Source organism: Rhizobium sp. Rhizsp42, from assembly GCF_047304155.1.
Taxonomy (GTDB): domain Bacteria; phylum Pseudomonadota; class Alphaproteobacteria; order Rhizobiales; family Rhizobiaceae; genus Rhizobium.
Map to the genome: position 1 here is coordinate 46,337 of NZ_JBGLYS010000032.1, position 20,702 is coordinate 67,038.

The following is a 20,702-nucleotide window of genomic DNA, read 5'->3' on the forward strand; positions in this document are numbered from 1 at the left end:
ATGGTCATGACGTGTCGCCTAACCCCCAACGTCGCAAAACGTCACCGCTATCTCATTGGATATGGAACCTTTTTCGCTCTGGCGCGTCTTCTATCGGACCAACTAGAAGGAACGCCTCCATGCTGAAATGGGCTCTTATCTTTTTCGTGATTTCGCTGATCGCGGGCTTCTTCGGCTTTTCCGGGATTTCCGCGGCGACGGCGACGATCGCGCGCGTTCTCTTCGGTATCGCGCTGATCATCTTCGTGATCTTCCTGATCCTCGCGCTGATGGCTGGCCAGGCAATATTCTAGGAAGCCAATCTATAGCCCGGTCTTGACCGAAAACAGCGATACGGGATCGGCGACGCCCTTGAGCGATACCGGTTCCAGCGCCTCGAAATCCATCTCCGAACTCTCGTCTGTGGCGGCATCATGCGTGCCGCCGCAGACGAGCACCTGCGAAGGTGCGGCGACCGAAGCGATCCGCGCCGCCAGATTGACCGTGTGGCCGAAAATGTCGCCATCGCGCGGCACCACCTGACCGGTCGCAACGCCCACTCTCACCTCCGGCAGCTGATGCGCAGCACTCTCGGCGACGAGCGACAGCGACGCCTTCAGTGCCGCCTCCGCATCCGGAAACAGCATCATCACCCCATCGCCCAGCGGCTTGACGATCCGCCCGCCGGCAAGGTTGGCGAGACGCTGCGCCAGCGCCTCGAAGCTCGCCGCCTTCTCGGCCGCCCTGCCATCGCCGATATCGCGCGTCAGCGCCGTGAAGCCGGTGAGATCGGCGAAGGCCACCGCCGGCAGCGCCTGATCGCTTTCGGCCTCGGCACCCAGCCCGCGCAAGGCATCTTGCAGCCGCCCGACCACATTGTCGAACACCGCCTCCTCAAGCATCCGCCGCTGCAGCAGGAAAAGCATGCGGATGCCGATGCGCTGCAGCGAAAGCCGGGTGGTCGCACCCGCCGCGAGCACCTCGCGATGGCTGAGGCCGGCGGCCAGCATCGGCGCCTCCACCTCGGCGCGGAAGAGATCGCGCATCGTATCCACGCAGCGCCGCATCGATTGGCCGAAGACCCTCAGCACCCGCTGCATTCCCTCGTCGGAAGCGCCGAGCCCGGTGCATTCGGTGATCAGCCGGATGAACTCCTCATCATCCTCCCGCAGCGCCCGCTTCAGCGACATCGGCGAAAGCCCGGCGCTGGAATGCAGCGCGTTGACGCGGCCGAGATCGAGCGAGGCATCGGCGAGCGCGTCCGCAAGCGACTTGTCCGACATGGTGACCGGCTCGAACATCAGCTGGCTGGCGAAATCGAGCGAGACGATCTGTTGCCTGAGACCGGTGGTGAGCGTTTCCAGCGCGATGCCGGCGGCGTTCAGTGCCAGCACCAACCGCAGCCGGCTGACATCGCTCGCCGCATAGCCCTCCGGCCCGGCCTCGATGATCTGAAGCCGCGCCACGGCGTCCAGCTGCTCCGCATCGCAACCGGCAAGCGCCGCCAATCTCTCGCGCGACAACGACCCCATGAAGCCCCCAAAACAACCCCAGGTGAAGAAAACTTCTCTTACACCAGATCGCCAAGCGGCTCTATCGCGCGCGCCTACCTCTAAAGGAGGCTTGCGCCGACATTGATGGCGAGCGCCAGGATTGTCGTATTGAAGAGAAACGACAGCACGGAATGCAGGAGCGTCAGCTTGCGCATGACAGTCGAGCTCGTCGCCACATCCGCGGTCTGCGAGGCGACGCCGATCGTGAAGGAGTAGTAGAGGAAGTCCCAGTAGACGGGCTCGTCCAGCCCCTCGGGAAACTTCAGCCCGTCTCCCTTGACGCCGTCGCCATCATCGTCGCCGCCATAGAAGCGGTGCGCGTAATGCACGGTAAACAGCGTGTGCAGGAACACCCAGGAGATCAGGATGGTGACGACGGCCGCCAGCGCCCGCGTCAGCGCGACGCTGGGCGCCGCCTCCTTGACCTGATGCAGCTCAAGCCCGATGCCGGCGATGCTGGCAAGCGCTGCCGAGATCGACAGGAACATCAGAAGCGAATCCGAGAAATCGAGATCCGCCGAACGCTTGCGGATCGTCGCCACGCTCGCCTTCAGCATCCGCCGCCATGTGGCGACGATGAACATCACCGCGGCGACGTTCCAGCCGGCCAACAAGTTACGCGCCGTCACCTCGCGCGTCGTCAGAAGCAGGAAGACCGCGAGGCCGACGAGCACCGCGATCACAAAGATCGCGTGCTTGCGCAGCAACCGAAGGGGACGGCCGCTGCCGCCAGACGTAACCTCTGCCATCAAATGCTCCGCCGCTGCGAGATCGCCAACGATATCAGCTTGATACCGGCAAGAGCAATATGGCCTCAGCCGGTCCAGCCGCCATCGACCACATGGATCTGGCCTGTCGTGAACCCGGCCTCGTCGCCGGCGAGATAGGTGACGAGTGCCGCGATCTCCTCGGCGGTTGCGATGCGGCCCATGGGCTGGCGGGCGATGAAGTCGCTGAGCGCCTTGTCGTAATCGCCGGTGGCGCGCAGCCGCTCGTGCAGCGAGGGGCTATCGACGGTCCCCGGGCAGATGGCGTTGGCGCGGATGCCCTTGGCGACGAAATCCGATGCGATCGACTTGGTAAGCCCGATCACGGCCGCCTTCGATGCGCTATAGGCAAAGCGGTTCGGCACGCCCTTCACGCTCGAGGCCACCGACGCCATGTTGACGATCGAGCCCTTGCCCTTGTCGAGCATCCCGGGAAGGAAGGTGCGGCAGGTCGTGTACATCGCCTTGGCATTGAGGTTGAAGGAGAAGTCCCAGTCCTTCTCCTCGCAATCGAGGATCGAGCCGGCATGCACGAAACCGGCGCAGTTGAAGAGCACGTCGATCGGCCCGATCTCGTCTGCTAAAGCCCGCACCGCGTTTCCATCGAGCACATCGAGAACCGTGGTCGTCGCGCCCGCGAGCGTCGAAAGCGACGCCTGGTTGATGTCGGTGGCGTAGACATGGGCGCCGAGCGAAATGAACCGCTCCGCGCTAGCGCGTCCGATCCCTTGACCGGCCGCCGTGACGACGACCTTCTTGCCTTCCAGACCGTGGCTCATAATTCCTCCCGTTATGCGTGGCGCTTGCGGCGCATTCATTCATATGCAAACATTATATTCATTATGTCGTCAATCACATTGTCCGACGCCGGACGCTGACACGGGTGGGAGGCCGGTGTCAGCAATCGAAAAATCCGGTGGGAGACTGAAGGACGACAGGACAGCCTGCATGAAGGGAGAGGAACCGCATGCTCTTCGACACACATCTGCACGTCATCGACCGTAACCGCCTGGACTATCCCTGGCTCCCCGACGTGCCGGATCTCGACCGCGACAGCCTCTACGAGCACTATGCGCGCGACGCGCTTCGCTGCGGCATCACCAATGTGCTGCACATGGAAGTCGATGTGTCAGGTGATGCGATCGAACAGGAAACGACCTTCATCAAGGAGATCGCCGAAAGGCCTAAAAGCCTCGTGCGCGGCGCCATCGCCGCCTGCCGACCGGAGGAAGAAGGCTTTCCGGCCTATCTCGAACGCTGCCTCGCCGACCCCTTCATCAAGGGCTTCCGCCGCGTGCTGCATGTGGCCCCCGACGACACCTCCGAGCGGCCGCTGTTTCGCGAGAACGTCGCGCGGCTGGCTGATACCCGGCTAACCTTCGATCTCTGCGTCTTCCCGCACCAGTTCGAACGCATTCTCGATCTTGTCGACCTCAACCCCGGTGTCCGCTTCATCCTCGACCACTGCGCCAATCCGCCGATCAAATCGGGCATGAGCGCCGTCTGGCATCGCGGCATCACCGAATTCTCCCGCCGCCCCAACGTCACCGCCAAGATCTCCGGCGTCATCGCCTATGGCGATCTCGAACGCTGGTCCGTCGACAGCCTGCGCCCCTATGTTGAACACACGATCGAAAGCTTCGGCTGGGAACGCATCGTCTGGGGCAGCGACTGGCCCGTCTGCACACTCGGCGGCGGGTTGACGCCCTGGGTGGCGGCCACGCACGCGCTGACATCAGGCTGCAGCGCCGAGGATCGCGACAAGCTGTATCAGGGCAATGCCAAGCGGATCTGGGCGATCGACTGAACGCGGTTCGAGTTCCCTCAAAACGAAAAGGGCGGCGCCACAGGCACCGCCCTTCCATTCAAGTACGCAAAGCCCTTAGGCGGCTGCGAGCTGCAGTTCCTTGGTGACCATGGCGCGCAGCGTGCCGAGGTCCTTGGCGAAAGCGCGGATGCCTTCGGCGAGCTTTTCGGTCGCCATCGCGTCTTCGTTCATCATCCAGCGGAAGGTCTTTTCGTCGACGGCGATCTTCGAGATCGGCTTGGCACCCTCGGGCGACAGCTTGCGCTCGAGCTTGCCCTGGTCGTTCGACAGTTCGTCGAGCAGGTTCGGCGCGATCGTCAGGCGGTCGCAACCGGCCAGTGCTTCGATCTCGCCGGCGCTGCGGAACGAGGCGCCCATGACGATCGTCTTGATGTCGTTGGCCTTGTAGTAGTTGTAGATCTCACGAACGGAGAGTACGCCCGGATCTTCCTCAGGCGTGAATTCCTTGCCGGTCGACTTCTTGTACCAGTCGAGGATACGGCCGACGAAGGGCGAGATGAGGAATGCCTTGGCGTCGGCGCAAGCGATCGCCTGTGCCTGCGAGAAAAGGAGCGTCAGGTTGCAGTCGATGCCTTCCTTCTGCAGGATTTCGGCGGCGCGAATGCCTTCCCAGGTGGAAGCGAGCTTGATCAGGATGCGATCCTTCTCGATGCCGCGTTCCTTGTAGCCGGCGATGATGCCGTGTGCCTTTTCAACCGACGCCTTGGTGTCGAAGGAAAGGTCGGCGTCGACCTCGGTCGAGACGCGGCCAGGAACGAGCTTGGAGAGTGCTGCACCGACGGAAACGGCGAGACGGTCGGCTACGGCGGAAGCAACGGCTTCGGAATTGCCGCCCTGCTTCTTGCCCCAGGAAACGGCTTCCTTGATCGCGTCGGCGAACATCGGCGTGCCGAGTGCCTTGAGAACGATGCTCGGGTTGGTCGTGCAATCGACCGGCTTCAGGCGGGCAACGGCTTCGATGTCACCGGTGTCGGCGACGACAGTGGTGATCTCGCGGAGTTGGTCAAGCTTGGATGTCATGGTCGCGTGTCCTTTTGACTTGAGCTGCGAGCCGGAGCACTTGAGGCCCGGCGAATGAGGTGATCTACGGATTGCCCGTACTGTCTTTGAAGTCGCTGTCTGTGAAATCGTGCCCGCGCGTTTGGCTTACATCATAAACGTCGGCGAGTACCCCATCGTTCCCGTCTCGGGCTGCCGCAACGAGGACGTCAAAGGGCAATCCAGCCCCGGCGCAAGACCGCTGCGATTTGCCATATGCCCGCACAGTGCCTCCTACAATGGACGGAACGACCAGTTACCAAGACTATCGCTATTCCAGGGCCATAATGTCAAGGACATTTGTGCATTTCAATTGACATAAGTGTCACACCGGTCATTATCGCGGCGACAAACCATGCCCTGTCTTAAGCAGGATCTAGGGCGCCTTTGCTTTTGGAGGAGATGTGGTCAAGCTAAAACGCGGCACGCACACCGCCTATTCGGAAGCCTCCTCGCTCAGACTGCGCGCTGCCTGGCTCTATTATAACCAGGGATTGACGCAAAAAGATGTCGCTGAGCAACTCGGCATCAGCCGCACGACTGTCATTCGGCTGCTCGACGAGGCGATGAAGCGCAGCGAGGTGCAGATCTGGATCAACGATTCGATCGGCGATTGCGTCGAGCTGTCGGTGAAGCTGGAGCGCGCCTATGGCCTGGACGAGGCGATCGTGGTGCCCGCTCCCGTCACCTCCGATCCGAATGCGCTGGCCAAGAGCGTCGGCCTGGCGCTCGGCCAGTTTCTGTCCGAAGCCATCCCCGACAATTACACGATCGGCGTCGGCTGGGGCCGCACCATGACGGCCTCGCTGTCGAGCTTCCGTCCGCCGCGCCGCGACAATTGCAAGGTCGTCTCGCTCCTCGGCGGCATCGTAGCTGTCCACCAGACCAACCCGATCGACTACACCTGGCGGCTCGCAAGCCAGCTCGGCGCCGAGTGCTACATGTTCCTCGCGCCGCTTCTGGTCGATTCCACCGAGACCAAGCGCAACCTCATCGAAAAGTGCGGCCTCGACACCATCTATCGGCTCGCCGAGACGCTTGATCTCGCGATCGTCAGCTGCGGCGATATCGGCCCGCATTCGACCTCGCTGTCGGAGGGATGGATCTCAAAGGGCGAACTGCAGGAGTTGATCGACGCCGGCTGCGTCTGCGATACCATGTTCAATTTCCTCGACAAGGACGGCAACACGGTCGATCATTCGATCAACAGCCGGGTGATGTCCGTCGATCTCGATACGCTGAAGAAGGCCAAGCACATCGTGCTCTCCTCCGGCGGCGCTCACCGGGCGGTTGCCATCAGCGCCACCATCAAGCGGATCGGCTGCAACACGCTGATCACAGACGAAAGCGCCGCCCGCGCCCTGATCGAGCTCGCCGACGCCGCCTGACACACCGGGCGCATCGGCGACATATGTCGCATCATCCAGACGCCGGTCATTTGCGTAAATGCTGCATGACCAAAGCCGCAGACGATGCCTCCACCGACCACGCGGAAAGCCCAACCGGCAGGTTTATCCTGGCCGGCCTCTACATGATCGCCGGCTGCGCGCACCTGCTCTTCCCAGCCGCGTTCCTGTCGATCACCCCGGATTGGGTTCCCTTCCCGGCCGAGGTGATCGCGCTCACCGGCCTGTGCGAAATCGCCGGCGCGATCGGCTTGACGACTGAACGGTTACGCCACTCTGCCGGCATCTGCCTGGCGCTCTATGCCGTCTGTGTGTTTCCGGCCAACATAAAGCACGCCATAGACGACCTCGGCTCGACCACGGCCGCCTTGGGCTGGTGGTATCATCTGCCGCGCCTCGCCCTGCAGCCGGTCATCGTCTGGTGGGCGCTGTTTGCCGGCAAGGTGACACGCTGGCCATTGCCGGCTTCGCACTGACCTCGGCCCAGCGGACGGAGCTGAAACGCTCGACACGGCGCGATTGGCCGGCGCATGATCGTTCTGCGTCAAACCGCCACGTCGTACGCGCCGGGCCATTTGATAATAGCCAAGGGAAGAACTGGCCGTGGGGGCACAGTCAGGAGGCAAGATTTGTCGAAGCGTAGCTTTTCGTTTCCCGTAGCCGATGTCCGGGCCCGCGCGCTCGGCGAAATCCATTCGCGCCCCTATACGCTCATCCCCGTCTCCCGCGTCATCTTCCAGGTCGCCTTCCTCACCGAGGCCAACTTCGCCGCCGACCAGGCGATCCTGAAGGCGCTCTCGCTCGCCCAGGGTGTTCCGGCACCCGCCGCCGACACCAGCCACCACACGATGAGCTGGGGCAGCGGCACGCTGCGCTGGGAGCGCCACACGGAATTCTCGACCTATTTCTGGGACACGCCGGCACCAGTGGAATTCGGCGCCGAAATCCCGATCAATCCCTTCGGCGCCAGCTTCGCGGCACCGGGTGCCTTCATCTCCGGCGTGCGCATCGAGATCCGCCCTGATAGCGAGGATGTCGCCGACGTCATCGCCAATTTCGACCCGACCAGCCTCTGTCAGAGCATGGTGGCCGACAGCCAGGCGACCGTGATTACCGATTTCCGCCAGGACGGCGATGGCTTGACCAAGTTCCTGGTGCTCGACCATGGCATGACGGATGGCGCCCGCGGCATGCTCGCCCAGCGCCTGCTCGACATAGAGACCTATAGGACGCTCGCCATGATGGGCCTGCCGCTGGCGCAGACGTTGTCGCCCGAGATCCGCCAGATCGAAACGAGCTTCACCGCCATCACGCAGGGCATGAAGCAGCATGCGCGCGCCGAAGCCGACGCCACGCTGTCGGAGATCACCCGCCTCGCCGCCGAGCTCGAAGCAAACGCGGCGCTCAGCCTCTACCGCTTCGGCGCCAGCCGCGCCTATTACAACATCGTGCTCGAGCGCGTCGCCATGCTGGCCGAAAAGGCGCTCCCCGGTAACGAAACGCTCGGCGCCTTCCTGCAACGTCGGCTGGCGCCCGCCATGCGCACCTGCCAGTCGGTCGAGGAGCGGCAGGCGGACCTGTCGCGCAAGCTCGCCCGCGCAACGGCCCTTCTGCGCAGCTGGATCGATGTCGAATTGGAAAAGTTCAACACCGAGATCCTGGCCTCGATGGACAAGCGCGCCCATCTGCAGCTGCGTCTGCAGCAGACAGTCGAAGGCCTTTCGGTCGCCGCCATCTCCTATTACGTCATCGGCCTCGTCGGCTATCTCGCCAAGCTCCTGCATGGCGTCGGCGTCGAGATCGCGCCGGAGACGCTGACCGGCGCCGCCGTGCCCTTCGTCGTCCTCGGCGTCTGGCTCACCGTGCGCCGCATTCGCAGCAAGCACAGCGACGACCACGTCAAAGAGGCCAACCGCCCCGACGCGCTGAGCTGATCCGAAAGCCCGACAGCACGCTCACCTGCCGATCTCTTTCCGCACGCATCTCTGCGTCCGGCCGAAGCGTCATATATCCTTCATGACACGCTGCTTATTTGGCGCCATGAGTGGCCTTGCCGTGCGTGCTTTCATGATATCGTCATGCGGCGCAAAGCAAGACACCTCCGCAAGCGTCCGAAGCGACAAATCTGAACAGGGATCGAGATGACCACCATGAGAGGCACGCCTTCAACCGACTGGCTCGAGGCCGAACTGGCCGATACGCTGGATGAAGACTACGAGCTCGAGCTCTCCGAGCCGGCGCTGTCCGAGGAAATCCGCAAGATCTACCGCAAGGCGCACCCGCCATCGATGCCGCGCATCGAGTATTTCCGTTCGCTGATCGCGCTGCAGTCCGAGCTGATCCGCCTGCAGGATTGGGTCACCTATCACAAGGAAAAGGTGGTCGTGATCTTCGAAGGTCGCGATTCCGCCGGCAAGGGCGGCGTCATCAAGCGCATCACCCAGCGCCTCAACCCGCGCGTCGCCCGCGTCGTGGCGCTTCCGGCACCATCGGACCGCGAGAAGTCGCAGTGGTACTTCCAGCGCTACGTCCCGCATCTGCCTGCTGGCGGCGAGATCGTGCTCTTCGACCGCTCCTGGTACAACCGCTCCGGCGTCGAACGCGTTATGGGCTTTGCCGACGAGGATCAGGTCGAGCAGTTCTTCAACGACGTGCCGGAATTCGAGCGCATGCTGGTCCGTTCCGGCATCCGTCTGGTCAAATACTGGTTCTCGATCACCGATGAAGAGCAGCAGCTGCGCTTCCTCGTGCGCATCCACGATCCGCTGAAGCAGTGGAAGCTGTCGCCGATGGACCTGCAGTCGCGCATCCGCTGGGAAGCCTACACCAAGGCTAAGGAAGAAACCTTCGCCCGCACCAACATTCCGGAAGCCCCGTGGCACATCGTCGAGGGCAACGACAAGAAGCGCGCCCGCCTGAACTGCATCGACCATCTGCTGTCGCAGTTCCCTTACGAGGACGTACCGCACGAGGAGATCGCCCTGCCCGAACGCGTGTTCAACCCGGATTACGAGCGCAAGGTTCTGCCACCGGAGCTGTACGTTCCGTCGAAGTATTGATTGGCTAGAGACGTCGGCGGGTGAGCTGTTGATTGAGTAGAGCCGCTGGGCGGGTGAGGCCCCCTCATCCGACCCTCCGGGCCACCTTCTCCCCGCTGGGGAGAAGGGAAGATGGAGCGAGCGGCCCGCCAAGAGTCTCTTCTCCCCAGCGGGGAGAAGGTGCCGGCAGGCGGATGAGGGGGCTTCGCCCGCTGACCTATCGATAGCCGCGCGCGCCCTACCCACTCAAGCGTGCGCCGACTCCCACCCCAGCATCGCCCGCTTGCGCGTCAGCCCCCAGTGATAGCCCGTCAACGCCCCGCTCTTGCCGAGCGCCCGATGACACGGCACGACGAACGAGATCGGGTTGGCCCCCACCGCCGCCCCCACCGCCCGCATCGCGGTCGGTCGGCCGATGTCGCTGGCGATGTCGCTATAAGTGACGGCTTTGCCGAAGGGGATCTTGAGCAGGCTTTCCCAGACCTGGACCTGGAAATCGGTACCAATCAGCACCACGCGTAACGGCTGCTCGGATGTCCAGCGCCCCGGCTCGAAGATGCGTGCCGCGTAAGGAGCCGTCGCTTCCCGGTCCTCGACGTATTCGGCATTCGGCCAGCGACAGGTCATGTCCTCGAGGCAGGCCGCTTCGCCGCCGATATCGCTGAAGGCAAGACCGGCCAGGCCGCGGTCGGTCGCCATGACCAGCGCGATGCCGAAGGGTGACGGATGGAAGCCGTAGCGGATGGTGAGACCACCGCCGCGCGCCTTCCATTCGCCGGGAGACATCGCCTCGTGCGTCACGAAGAGATCGTGCAGCCGCCCGGGGCCTGACAGACCGACCTCGAAGGAGGTCTCCAGCAAGGGCAGCTCTTCCTTGCGCAGCAGCCGTTTGGCATGATCGAGCGTGACCGCCTGCAGGAAGGCCTTCGGCGAAAGGCCAGCCCAGCGGGTGAAGGTCTTCTGCAGCTGCGTCGGCGATTGATTGAGACGCATGGCGATCGCTTCCAGCGACGGCTGCTCACGGTAATCCTCGGTGATCAGCTCGATCACCTGGCGGACGGTCTCGTAGTCGGGACCATCGGGCGTGATGTCTTGGTTCAGCTTGGCTACCATGTTCATGATCTTTCTCCTTGTCACAAGGAGATAGTCAAGCGGCATCGTTGAAGCCACCCGATTCTTGCGCCTGAATTAGATGATTATCAGATACGCTGCTTGACCGTCGCCAACGCCCGCTTGAACGCCTTGGCGAAGCTTTCGCGATCGTCGGGATTGAGAAAGCCGCCGATATCCGTCGCCCGTCCCTGTCCATAAATATGCATGGAGAGGATGCCGATCTCGTCGTGGCGGCGCACGGAAAATCGCGTCCAGAACGGATTGAAGTGATGCTCGACCGTGCGTCCCGAAGGCGCGATCTTGCGGACCTCGATATCGGTGCGCGACACCGTCACCATCTCGCGTGCCCTCGCCGAGCGATAGTTCAGCCGGAAGGCGCCGTAGAGCAGCAGGAAATCGAGGCCGAAGAAGAAGCCGATCGGCCAGGCGCCGGTAGCGATGAAGAACAGGCCGTAGAGCAGGCAAACGCCACCCGACAGCAGCAGGAGCACCCTGAACCCCTTGCGGCCGAGCGACCGGTGGGGAAAGAGCTCGGCTGAAAATACCGGCTGGTCCAAAACCGCCTGCTGACCAGCGCTGTCGGCGTTGCTTTCCATCATGGCTGCCGAGTATAGATTGTCCATGTCCAGTCCGAAACTCAAATCCTCCGCCACATCGTCGCAGCCCGAAAAACCCGTCGTTCGCCGCAAGAAGAAGGCGACCGTCCGCTCCGTCTATAGCGAGGCCGAGCGCGAGGAGATGTTCCGCCGCTTCTCCGTGCAGCGGCCGGAGCCGAAGGGCGAGCTGGAGCACTCCAACCCGTTCACGCTCGTCGTTGCCGTGGCGCTGTCGGCGCAGGCGACCGATGCCGGCGTCAACAAGGCGACGCGCGCGCTCTTCAAGGTCGCCGATACCCCGCAGAAGATGCTGGATCTCGGCGAGGAGAAGGTGCGCGACTACATCAAGACGATCGGGCTTTATCGCAACAAGGCGAAGAACGTGATCGCCCTGTCGCGCATGCTGGTCGATGTCTTCGGCGGCGTGGTGCCTCAGACGCGCGACGAGCTGGTGATGCTCCCAGGCGTTGGCCGCAAGACCGCCAATGTCGTGCTCTCCATGGCCTTCGGCCAGGCGACCATGGCGGTCGACACGCATATCTTCCGCATCGCCAACCGCATCAAGCTGGCGCCGGGCAAGACGCCCGACGAGGTGGAGGAGCGGCTGATGAAGGTGGTGCCCAAGCACTATCTCTACCACGCCCATCACTGGCTCATCCTGCACGGCCGCTACACCTGCAAGGCCCGCCGCGCCGAGTGCGAGCACTGCGTCATCGCCGATCTCTGTCGCTCGCCCGAAAAGAGCTGCGACATTCCGGCGCCGCTCGTCGAGCTGCCGCCGCAGGTGATCGGCGAAGTCGTTGATTAAGGACTAGACCCGAACGCCGAGCTCCTTGCGCGACAGCAGCTTGTGCAGATGCACCATCATGCCCGCGGCAAACAGCGGCGTCAGAAGATTGACGATCGGGATGGCCAGGAACGCGGTGATCACGAGGCCGGCGAGAAACACCGTCGGCGCATGTTTCTGGCGGAAGAGCCGCGCCTCGGCGGGCGGGCGGAAGCGCATGGCGGCGAACTCAAAGAACTCCCGCCCGAGCAGATAGCCGTTGACCAGGAAGAAGGCGACGAGGTTGACGCCGGGGATGAACAGCAGGAACAGCGCCACGATATTGCCGACGATGACGACGCCGAGGAACTTGATCGAGCTCAGCATCGCTGGGCCGAGCGGCATGGCGGTGCCCGGCACGTCTTCAGGATAATCGCGCTTTTCCACGACGTCGGCGACATCGTCGAGAAACAAGCCGGCGATCAATGCCGTCACCGGCGACAGCAGAAGTGCCAGCCCCAGCGCCAGCCCGATCCCCGCCATGATGGCGAAGACGAAGCCCAGCCAGCCAGCCCACTCAGGCATCGCGGGAAAGAAGCTGGCGATCCAGGGAAAGACGAAAGCCATGAAGGCGCTGCGCAGCGCCAGCCACAGGCCGATCAGCGCAAGCACGGTCAGTCCGAGCACTTTCCAGAACACCGACCGCGTTTCCGGGGCGAAAAGATTGGTGATGGAAAGGCGCGCCGCTTCGAGGATCATGGTGACGTCTCCGGTTGTGGCGATGATGTAGGAATCTGATCTTTGAACGGCAAGGCTGAAATTATTTCGCCGGATTGAGGGAATTGTTGTTCGAAAGCCTTTCATAATATATATTTAAATCAGCATCTAAGATTACTTGCAGGGCGCTCCGAATATTTGCGGACGCAAGGATTTGTTTCAAGCAGACAGGAAACATCACCCAAAATCGGGACAGCTGCCGTGGAAGACTTTGTTCAGAAGCTCCGCCAATACGCGAAATCCGGCACGCCCGCCGAACGTCGCATCGCAAAATATTTCACCGAACACTTGAGTGATCTTCCGTTCGAAACGGCAGCCTCGGTGGCCGACCGGCTGGACTTGAGCCCGATGACGGTCGGCCGCTTCCTGCGGGCGCTGGGCTATCAGGGGCTCGACAGCGTCAAGGTGCAGATCCGCGACGTCGCCGGTGTCTCGGCCACGCAGATGCAGGCCTCGATGTCGGAACTGCAGGTCGATGCCGCCGACGGAAAGCCGCTCGCCGTGCTGGTTGCAGAGCAGATCCAGGCGCTGCACCACATCTATCATCTCACCGGACAGCAACACTGGAGCGACGCAGTGGCGATGATCCGCGCCGCAAGCGAGGTGTTCATCGCCACCCATGTCTCGCAGGCAAGTTTCGCCACGCATTTCAGCCAGCGCCTGACACAGGCGCGCGATGGCGTGCATGCGCTCGACGGCAGCGGAAACCGCTTCGCCGAACTCTTCGCGCGCGTCAGTGGCGAAGGCGCGCTGCTTGTGATCATCGACAGCCAGCGTTTCAAGAAAGCCCGTCTGCTGGCTCGCATCGCCCGGCGCTATGGATACAAGGTCGTGCTCATCAGCGCCCAGAGCGCCAACTGGGTGCTCGACCAGGCCAATCTCATCCTGCCGCTCCCCCCGACCCGACCGGGAGAACAGGACAACCTGCCGCCCGTGATCGCGCTTCTCGACTGTCTGTCCTCAGCCGTTGTCAGCGCTGTCGGTGACGAGGCCGTCGCGCGTGCGAGCCGCATGACCGAATTCAGCGCCATGCTCGGCGAAGAGCCCAACAGGTAGCGATCCGAAATCTATTCCATTGCCTCTAGCTCGGCGCGATGGCGATACATGGCGAGCAGCCGGCGATAATCGCGATCGTAAAGCGCGCGCTTGCTTTCATCGGGAACATGCACGTCGCCGCCAGGATACATCGCCGCACCCGCCGTGGCGAGGTCCGCATGCAGGCCGCAGGCGACGGAGGCCGCCATCGCGGTGCCCAGAAGCACCGCCTCGTTCATCTTCGGCACCACGACCTTGCAGCCGGTCGCATCCGAATAGAGCTCCATCAGCACTGGGTTCTTCACATGCCCGCCCGCCACATGCAGCGTGTCGGGCGCGTAGCCATATTCCTTCATCCGTTCGAGGATATGGCGGATGCCGAGCGCGATCGCCACGGCGGTGCGCCAGTAGAGCGCGCAGAGCCCGTCAAACGATGTGTCGAGCGTCAGGCCGCTGACCGTGCCGACCGCGTGCGGGTCGGCAAGCGGCGAGCGGTTGCCGTGAAAATCGGGCAACACGAAAATCCTGGCGCCAAAGGCATCACCCTCTTCCGCGCGCAGCTGCGATATCCGCGAGACGATCTTCTGGTGCAGTGCTGCCGTCGGCTCGCCACCGGCCGCATGCATCCTGACGACATGGTCGAGCAGAGCCCCCGTCGCCGATTGCCCGGCCTCGACGAGCCAGGTGCCGGGAAACACGGCCTCATAATAGGGGCCCCACATGCCGTGGCTCGGGCGTCGCTTGCGCGAAAACGAGACGATGCAGCTCGACGTACCGGCGATCAGCGCCAGCTGCCGTTCCAGCCGCTCCGGATCATGCGCGTCGCCGCCGAGCGTTCCGAGCGCACCGGCATAGGCGTCGATCATGCCCGAGGAGACGTGACAGGCTGTCGTCAGCCCGAGCGCCGAAGCGGCCTCCTTCGTCAGCGTGCCGACGCTGCCGCCGACCTCGACGGTGTCGTCGGGCAGCCGCCCGCGCGCCTGCAGGTCGTCGAGGCCGATCTGCTCGAGAAAATCCTTGCGCCAGCCATCCTGGAGATGGGCCAGATAGTTCCACTTGGACGTCAGCGTGCAGCGCGACCGCGCGAGCGAGCCGGTGGATTTCCAGGTCATGAAGTCGGCGAGGTCGAAGAGATAGCCTGTGTTCGCCCATGTGCCGGGCAGCTTCTTCTTCAGCCACATCAGCTTCGGCATTTCCATCTCGGGCGACATGAAATGCCCGGAATGCTCCAGCACCTCGTGGCCGGTCGCCGTGCAGAAATCCGCTTCCTTCAGCGCCCGGTGATCGAGCCAGACGATGGTGTCGAACCGCCGCTCGCCGCCCGTCGACACGCTGATCTGCCCACCATCGATATCCCGGACCACAAGCGAACAGGTGCCGTCGAAACCGATCGCGCCGACGCTCTCGGGTGCGGCGCCCGATTGCTCCATCGCGCGGCGCACGGCGATGCACACCGCCGACCATATGTCCTCGGAATCGTGCTCGGCGTGGTTTTCGCGGGGCCGGTTCATGATGATCGGGTGATCGGCCTTGCCCAGCAGCTGGCCGCGCGCATCGAAGACGCCGGCGCGTGCGCTGCCCGTGCCGATATCAACAGCAACCACATGCTGAGGCATTAAAGGTCGTTCCCGTCCCGCTGATGTTTTTTGATAAGGTGGATCAAATCCGGCATGACGTCAAACGTAGCGTCGGGGGAAAGGCGGTCAAGCTCGTCGCGATAGCCGGCGAAATTGGCATGCGAGCCACCGGTGAAGGCAAAGACGGTCATGCCGGCTGCCTTGGCGGCCTCGATGCCGGCGGGGCTGTCCTCGATCACCACGCAGTTGGCGGGATCGACCTGCATCTGGCTTGCCGCATGCAGAAAGAGATCCGGCGCCGGCTTGCCGTTCTTCACCATCGAGGCGCTGAAGATATTGGGCAGCCGGTCGATCAGCCCGGTGACTGTCAGCGACAGGCGGATGCGCTCGACCTGGCTCGACGAGGCGACGCAGCAGGGGATGTCGAGCGCGTCGATCGTATCCGCGATGCCTGCGATCGGCTTGAGCTCGGTGCGGAAGCGCGCGTAGAGATCGGTGCGGATCTGCTCCAGGAAAGCTTCGCCGGGATGGACGTTATATTCCGTCTTCATCGTCTCGATCACGGTCGCGAGGCTGCGCCCGAGAAAGCGGCCATACACCTCGTCCTCGGTGATCGGCACGTTGAGATCGTTCATGGCCTTGACGAGAACGGTAACGGAGATCGGCTCGCTGTCGACGAGAACGCCGTCGCAGTCGAAGATCACAAGCCGTGTTTCAGCATCAGCCATGACACATCCAATCAGGGTTCAAGACATTGCAGGCAAAGATGGGTGGATAGCGGCGGGGAGCGCCCGCCGCCTGATGCTTATGCCGCGAGCTTGTTGTCGAGGTAAAGCTGCAGCGTCTCGCGCGTGCCCTTTTCCCACAGCGTCTTCAGCGCATGCGCGAAGCGCTTGCGGAAGAGCTCCGACTTGGCGACCTCGCCGAAGATGTCGTCGAAGGCGAGGAACGCCATCGGGTCGTCCTTGGCCTTGATGGCGGCGGCATGCAGCCGGTCGGCGCTGGCATCGTTGAAGACGATGTCCTGGCCGCTATCGGTCTTGCCGGCGAAGTAGCGGCACCATAGAGCCGAAACCAGCGACAGGCCGATCACGTCGCGGCCCTGGTTCAGGTTGTCGAGGGTGGACGGCAGGATGAACTTCGGCTGGCGGTTGGAGCCGTCCTGCGCCAGGCGCGGGATGGTGTCGGCGATCTTCGGGTTGAGCAGGCGATGCTCGATCAGCGCGAAGTAATCAGTCAGCGACGTGTTCGGCACCGGCGGCACGATCGGGATGATCTCGTCCTTCTCGAGCTTGGCGAGGAAGGCGCGGATCAGCGGATCTTCCATCGAGTCGTGCACGAAGTGGATGTCCATCAGCGCCGCCGGATAGGCGATCGCCGCATGGCCGCCGTTGAGGATGCGGATCTTCATGTGCTCGTAGGGCGTAACGTCGGGCACGAAGGTGACGCCGACATTCTCCAGCGCCGGACGGCCGGCGGTGAACTTGTCTTCCAGCACCCACTGCTTGAACTCTTCGCAGTAGACGGGCCAGTTGTCCTCGATATCGAAGACGTCCCTGAGCAGATCGATCTCGCGCTGGCCGGTGGCCGGCGTGATGCGGTCGACCATGGCGTTCGGGAACGCGACATTGGCCTTGATCCACTCGGCGAAAGCAGTATCCGACAGCGCCGCCGTGCCGACCACCGCATTGCGTGTGACGACACCGTTGTGCGGAATATTATCGCACGACATGACGGTGAACGGCACGAGGCCCTTGTCCTTGCGCGCCTTGAGACCCGCGACGATCAGGCCGAAGACGGTCTTCGGATCAGCGGGGTTCTTGCCGTCGGCCGCGATTGCCGGATGATCAGGATTGAACTTGCCCGAGGCGTCGATGAAATAGCCGCCCTCGGTGATCGTCATCGAGACGATGCGGATTTCCGGATCGGCGAGCTTGGCGATGATGGTCTTGGCGTCGCCGACCGGCAGGATATCGATCATCGGCGCGGTGACGCGCGCCGAGGTCTTGCTGTTGTCCTGCTCGACGACGGTTGTCAGGAAGTCCTGGGCGGCGAGCTTGTCGCGCATGGCGGCGTCGGACGGCAGGATGCCGGCGCCGATGATCGCCCAGTCGTGTGCCTCGCCCTTGTTGAACAGGTCGTCGAGATAGATTGCCTGGTGGGCGCGGTGGAAGTTGCCGACGCCGAAGTGCACGATGCCCGCCTTCAGCGACGCCCGCTCATAGGCCGGTACGGCGGCTGTCTTTGCCGCGTCGGAAAGCGTTGCCAGCGATAGTTTGCACGTCATGTCTCAGTCCTCTTGAAGGTCTTCAGGGTCTAAAGACCCCGGTACTGGCGCGCCGGGCACCTCGTCCGGCACGCGCGCTCTTCCCCACCCCGGATGCCTTGCTCAGATAGCGAGGCCCTGCTCGTTGAACCTGTGAATACGGGCCTTGTCTGCGGTCAGGTAGACGGTGTCGCCGGCCTTGGCCGGGAAGCTGCCGTCGCCGCGCGCCGTCATCTGGCCGATGCCCTCGACGTTGACATGCAGGAAGGTGTCGGAGCCGAGATGTTCGGCGACCACGACCTTGCCCTTCCACTCGCCGCTCTCCATCGAAAGCTGGATATGTTCGGGGCGCACACCGAGCGTCTGCGAGCCCTGCGGCACGAAGTTCATCTTCGGCGAGCCGATGAAGCCGGCGACGAAGAGGTTGCGCGGCTTGGAGTAGAGCTCCATCGGCGAGCCGACCTGCTCGATGTTGCCGCGGTTCAGCACCACGATCTTGTCGGCCATGGTCATGGCCTCCACCTGGTCGTGGGTGACGTAGATCATCGTCGTCTTCAGCTGCTGGTGCAGCTCACTGATCTCGAGGCGCATGTTGACGCGCAGCGCCGCATCGAGGTTCGACAGCGGTTCGTCGAACAGGAAGGCCGAGGGCTGGCGCACGATGGCGCGGCCGATCGCGACACGCTGGCGCTGGCCGCCCGAAAGCGCGCGCGGCTTGCGGTCGAGATAGTCGGTGAGGTTGAGGACGCGGGCCGCGTCCGCCACCTTCTTGTCGATCTCGGGCTTGGCCATCCCCGCCATCTTCAGCGGGAAGGCGATGTTGCTGCGCACGCTCATATGCGGATAGAGCGCGTAGGACTGGAACACCATGGCGAGCCGGCGTTCGGATGGCGCGCTCTCGGTGGCGTCCTTGCCGTCGATGACGATCTTGCCGCCGCTGACATCCTCAAGGCCTGCGATCAGACGCAAGAGCGTGGACTTGCCGCAGCCCGACGGGCCGACGAAGACGACGAACTCGCCGTCTTTGATTTCGAGATCGATCGAAGGGATGACCTTGGCTTCGCCGAAGACCTTCGAAACTTTCTGAAGGGTAATGCTGCCCATGTTTCTCTCCCTTGTTTCTTATTTCACCGCGCCGAACGTCAGGCCGCGGACGAGTTGTTTCTGGCTGAACCAGCCGAGGATCAGGATCGGGGCGATTGCCATGGTCGATGCTGCCGAAAGCTTGGCGTAGAAAAGTCCTTCCGGGCTGGAATAGGAAGCGATGAACGTCGTCAGCGGCGCAGCCTTCGAGGCCGTGAGGTTGAGCGTCCAGAAGGCTTCGTTCCAGGACAGGATGATGTTGAGAAGAAGCGTCGAGGCGATGCCCGGCACCGCCATCGGCGTCAGTACGTAGATGATTTCCTTGCTGAGCGAGGCGCCATCCATGCGTGCGGCTTCAAGGATCTCGCCGGGGATTTCCTTGAAGTAGGTGTAGAGCATCCAGATGATGATCGGCAGGTTGATCAGCATCAGCACCACGACGAGGCCGATGCGGCTGTCGAGCAGGCCCGTGTTGCGGAACAGCAGATAGATCGGGATCAACGCGCCAACCGCCGGCATCATCTTCGTCGACAGCATCCACATCAACACGTCCTTGGTGCGCTTGGTCGGCGAGAACGCCATCGCCCAGGCGGACGGGACCGCGATGATCAGGCCGAGCAGCGTCGAACCGAAGGAGATGATCACCGAGTTCAGGAAGTGGCTGAAGTAGTTCGATCGGCTCTGCACCTCCAGATAGTTCTCCGTCGTCCAGTGGAAGAACAGGAACTGCGGCGGCGATGCGATGGCGTCGGCTTCCGACTTGAAGCTTGTCAGAAAGGTCCACAGGATCGGGAAGAAGAGCACGATGCCGATGGTCCAGGCGACCGCCGTGACGATCACCTTGCGCTGGGTTGTGATGCGTCTGGCCATCTCAAGTCTCCAGGTTCTTGCCGACGATGCGGACGAGGAAGATAGCAACGATATTGGCGAGGATGACCGCGATGATACCGCCCGCCGAAGCGCCGCCGATGTCGAACTGCAGGAGTGCCCTGTTATAGACGAGGTAGGTCAGGTTCGTGCTGCTCGTGCCGGGACCGCCATTGGTGGTGACGAGGATTTCGGCGAAGACCGACAGAAGGAAGATCGTCTCGATCAGGATGACGACGGTGATCGCGCGCGCCATGTGCGGCAGGATGATGTAGACGAACTGCGAGAAGAAGCCCGCGCCATCCATCTCGGCCGCTTCCTTCTGCTCTTCCGACAGCGACTGCAGCGCGGTCAAGAGGATCAGCGTGGCGAAGGGAAGCCACTGCCAGGCGACGATCAGGATGATCGAAAACAGCGGCATGTTGGCAAGCCAATCGACCGGCTGCGCGCCGAACAGGCGCCAGATATAGGCGAACAACCCGTTGACCGGGTTCATGAACATGTTCTTCCACACCAGCGCTGCAACGGTCGGCATGATGAAGAATGGCGCGATCACGAGAATGCGCACGATCCCCTGGCCGAACATCGGCTGGTCGAGCAGAAGCGCCAGCGCGATGCCGCCGACGATGGTAATGACGAGGACGCTCAAGACCAGCACGAGCGTATTGATCAACGCGTCGAAGAAGGCCGGGTCCGTCAGGAAGAATTCGTAATTGAGGAAGCCGAGGAAGCGATTGTCGCTCGGCATCAGGAGATTGTAGTCGATGAACGAGAAGTAGATCGTCATCACGAGCGGGACGATCATCCACGCGAAGAGCAGGAGCACCGAAGGTGCCATCATCATGCGCGCCGCGGAGCGGGTGTGTAACGTTGCCATGGTTCACCGTCTTTTCTGAAAGCGGATGGCTGCAAGGCCTTAGGGACAAAAAGGGCCGCCGATGCAGTTCGGGCAATTCGGCGGCCTAGGGGTGGGGGGGGGGGGGGGGGGGCGCCGCGGGGCGCGGGGGCGGGGG

21 protein-coding genes are annotated in these 20,702 nt (G+C 62.9%); 8 read left to right on the forward strand and 13 right to left on the reverse strand.

Translation table 11 applies throughout. The annotated features are described in order from the left end of the window. Positions 1-119: 119 nt before the first annotated feature. Complete coding sequence (locus tag ACCD05_RS24720; protein ID WP_413395982.1) at positions 120-293, forward strand: DUF1328 domain-containing protein; 174 nt, start codon at positions 120-122, stop codon at positions 291-293. Positions 294-302: 9 nt separating this feature from the next. Here ACCD05_RS24720 and ACCD05_RS24725 read toward each other — a convergent pair whose 3' ends face one another. The 3 genes from ACCD05_RS24725 to ACCD05_RS24735 all read right to left on the reverse strand — a co-directional run bounded on the left by ACCD05_RS24725 (position 303) and on the right by ACCD05_RS24735 (position 3,078). After that, entirely contained in the window at positions 303-1,511 is a 1,209-nt protein-coding gene (locus tag ACCD05_RS24725; protein ID WP_413395984.1) for an adenylate/guanylate cyclase domain-containing protein, read from the reverse strand. A gap of 80 nt (positions 1,512-1,591) precedes the next feature. Then, positions 1,592-2,281 carry a DUF1345 domain-containing protein gene (locus tag ACCD05_RS24730; protein WP_413395985.1) on the reverse strand — a complete coding sequence of 230 codons (690 nt, stop codon included), beginning with the start codon at positions 2,279-2,281 and terminating at the stop codon, positions 1,592-1,594. A 65-nt stretch (positions 2,282-2,346) separates the two neighbouring features. Further along, the gene (locus ACCD05_RS24735) at positions 2,347-3,078 is read right to left on the reverse strand and encodes an SDR family oxidoreductase (RefSeq protein ID WP_413395987.1); all 732 of its coding nucleotides are present in this window, start codon (positions 3,076-3,078) and stop codon (positions 2,347-2,349) included. A gap of 188 nt (positions 3,079-3,266) precedes the next feature. Between ACCD05_RS24735 and ACCD05_RS24740 the strand changes: the two genes are divergently transcribed. Continuing rightward, complete coding sequence (locus tag ACCD05_RS24740; RefSeq protein WP_413395988.1) at positions 3,267-4,106, forward strand: amidohydrolase family protein; 840 nt, start codon at positions 3,267-3,269, stop codon at positions 4,104-4,106. A 75-nt stretch (positions 4,107-4,181) separates the two neighbouring features. Here the strand turns inward: ACCD05_RS24740 and tal are convergent, their stop codons facing one another. After that, positions 4,182-5,147, reverse strand: a complete 966-nt coding sequence (gene tal, locus ACCD05_RS24745) for a transaldolase (protein ID WP_047509769.1) — start codon at positions 5,145-5,147, stop codon at positions 4,182-4,184. Between the two features lie 422 nt (positions 5,148-5,569). On the opposite strand from tal, the gene ACCD05_RS24750 reads away from it, so the two are divergent. From ACCD05_RS24750 to ppk2, 4 genes are all read left to right on the forward strand, one after another. Then, on the forward strand, positions 5,570-6,553 hold the full coding sequence (locus ACCD05_RS24750) for a sugar-binding transcriptional regulator (RefSeq protein ID WP_047509771.1): 984 nt from the start codon (positions 5,570-5,572) through the stop codon (positions 6,551-6,553). A 65-nt stretch (positions 6,554-6,618) separates the two neighbouring features. Beyond that, positions 6,619-7,047: a hypothetical protein gene (locus ACCD05_RS24755; RefSeq protein WP_413395991.1), complete on the forward strand. Its 429-nt coding sequence runs from the start codon at positions 6,619-6,621 to the stop codon at positions 7,045-7,047. A gap of 153 nt (positions 7,048-7,200) precedes the next feature. After that, positions 7,201-8,505, forward strand: coding sequence for a DUF3422 family protein (locus ACCD05_RS24760; RefSeq protein ID WP_413395993.1), 1,305 nt, complete (start codon positions 7,201-7,203; stop codon positions 8,503-8,505). A gap of 207 nt (positions 8,506-8,712) precedes the next feature. Beyond that, entirely contained in the window at positions 8,713-9,630 is a 918-nt protein-coding gene (ppk2, locus tag ACCD05_RS24765) for a polyphosphate kinase 2 (RefSeq protein ID WP_018902013.1), read from the forward strand. Positions 9,631-9,855: 225 nt separating this feature from the next. Here ppk2 and ACCD05_RS24770 read toward each other — a convergent pair whose 3' ends face one another. Together ACCD05_RS24770 and ACCD05_RS24775 are read right to left on the reverse strand one after the other, a co-directional pair. Beyond that, entirely contained in the window at positions 9,856-10,728 is an 873-nt protein-coding gene (locus tag ACCD05_RS24770) for a methylated-DNA--[protein]-cysteine S-methyltransferase (protein ID WP_413395996.1), read from the reverse strand. A gap of 80 nt (positions 10,729-10,808) precedes the next feature. Then, a complete protein-coding gene (locus tag ACCD05_RS24775; protein ID WP_413396015.1) occupies positions 10,809-11,321 on the reverse strand; it encodes a DUF2244 domain-containing protein in 513 nt (170 codons plus the stop codon). Positions 11,322-11,343: 22 nt separating this feature from the next. On the opposite strand from ACCD05_RS24775, the gene nth reads away from it, so the two are divergent. Further along, complete coding sequence (gene nth, locus ACCD05_RS24780) at positions 11,344-12,126, forward strand: endonuclease III (protein ID WP_413395998.1); 783 nt, start codon at positions 11,344-11,346, stop codon at positions 12,124-12,126. A gap of 3 nt (positions 12,127-12,129) precedes the next feature. On the opposite strand, the gene ACCD05_RS24785 is transcribed toward nth, so the two are convergent. After that, entirely contained in the window at positions 12,130-12,843 is a 714-nt protein-coding gene (locus ACCD05_RS24785) for a sulfate transporter family protein (protein WP_413396000.1), read from the reverse strand. A gap of 219 nt (positions 12,844-13,062) precedes the next feature. Between ACCD05_RS24785 and ACCD05_RS24790 the strand changes: the two genes are divergently transcribed. Further along, the gene (locus ACCD05_RS24790; protein ID WP_413396002.1) at positions 13,063-13,917 is read left to right on the forward strand and encodes a MurR/RpiR family transcriptional regulator; all 855 of its coding nucleotides are present in this window, start codon (positions 13,063-13,065) and stop codon (positions 13,915-13,917) included. 11 nt (positions 13,918-13,928) lie between these two features. Here ACCD05_RS24790 and ACCD05_RS24795 read toward each other — a convergent pair whose 3' ends face one another. From ACCD05_RS24795 to ACCD05_RS24820, 6 genes are all read right to left on the reverse strand, one after another. Beyond that, entirely contained in the window at positions 13,929-15,512 is a 1,584-nt protein-coding gene (locus tag ACCD05_RS24795; RefSeq protein ID WP_413396004.1) for an FGGY-family carbohydrate kinase, read from the reverse strand. Then, positions 15,512-16,201 (reverse strand): HAD family hydrolase, encoded by a 690-nt coding sequence (locus ACCD05_RS24800; RefSeq protein ID WP_018902443.1) that lies wholly within the window; start codon positions 16,199-16,201, stop codon positions 15,512-15,514. Before ACCD05_RS24800 ends, ACCD05_RS24795 begins: the two co-directional genes overlap by 1 nt. A gap of 77 nt (positions 16,202-16,278) precedes the next feature. Then, positions 16,279-17,760: a mannitol dehydrogenase family protein gene (locus ACCD05_RS24805; protein ID WP_413396008.1), complete on the reverse strand. Its 1,482-nt coding sequence runs from the start codon at positions 17,758-17,760 to the stop codon at positions 16,279-16,281. Positions 17,761-17,862: 102 nt separating this feature from the next. Continuing rightward, on the reverse strand, positions 17,863-18,843 hold the full coding sequence (locus ACCD05_RS24810; RefSeq protein WP_047509790.1) for an ABC transporter ATP-binding protein: 981 nt from the start codon (positions 18,841-18,843) through the stop codon (positions 17,863-17,865). 18 nt (positions 18,844-18,861) lie between these two features. Next, positions 18,862-19,692, reverse strand: coding sequence for a carbohydrate ABC transporter permease (locus ACCD05_RS24815; protein WP_047509791.1), 831 nt, complete (start codon positions 19,690-19,692; stop codon positions 18,862-18,864). Between the two features lies 1 nt (position 19,693). Further along, a complete protein-coding gene (locus tag ACCD05_RS24820) occupies positions 19,694-20,566 on the reverse strand; it encodes a carbohydrate ABC transporter permease (RefSeq protein WP_047509793.1) in 873 nt (290 codons plus the stop codon). Positions 20,567-20,702: the final 136 nt, after the last annotated feature.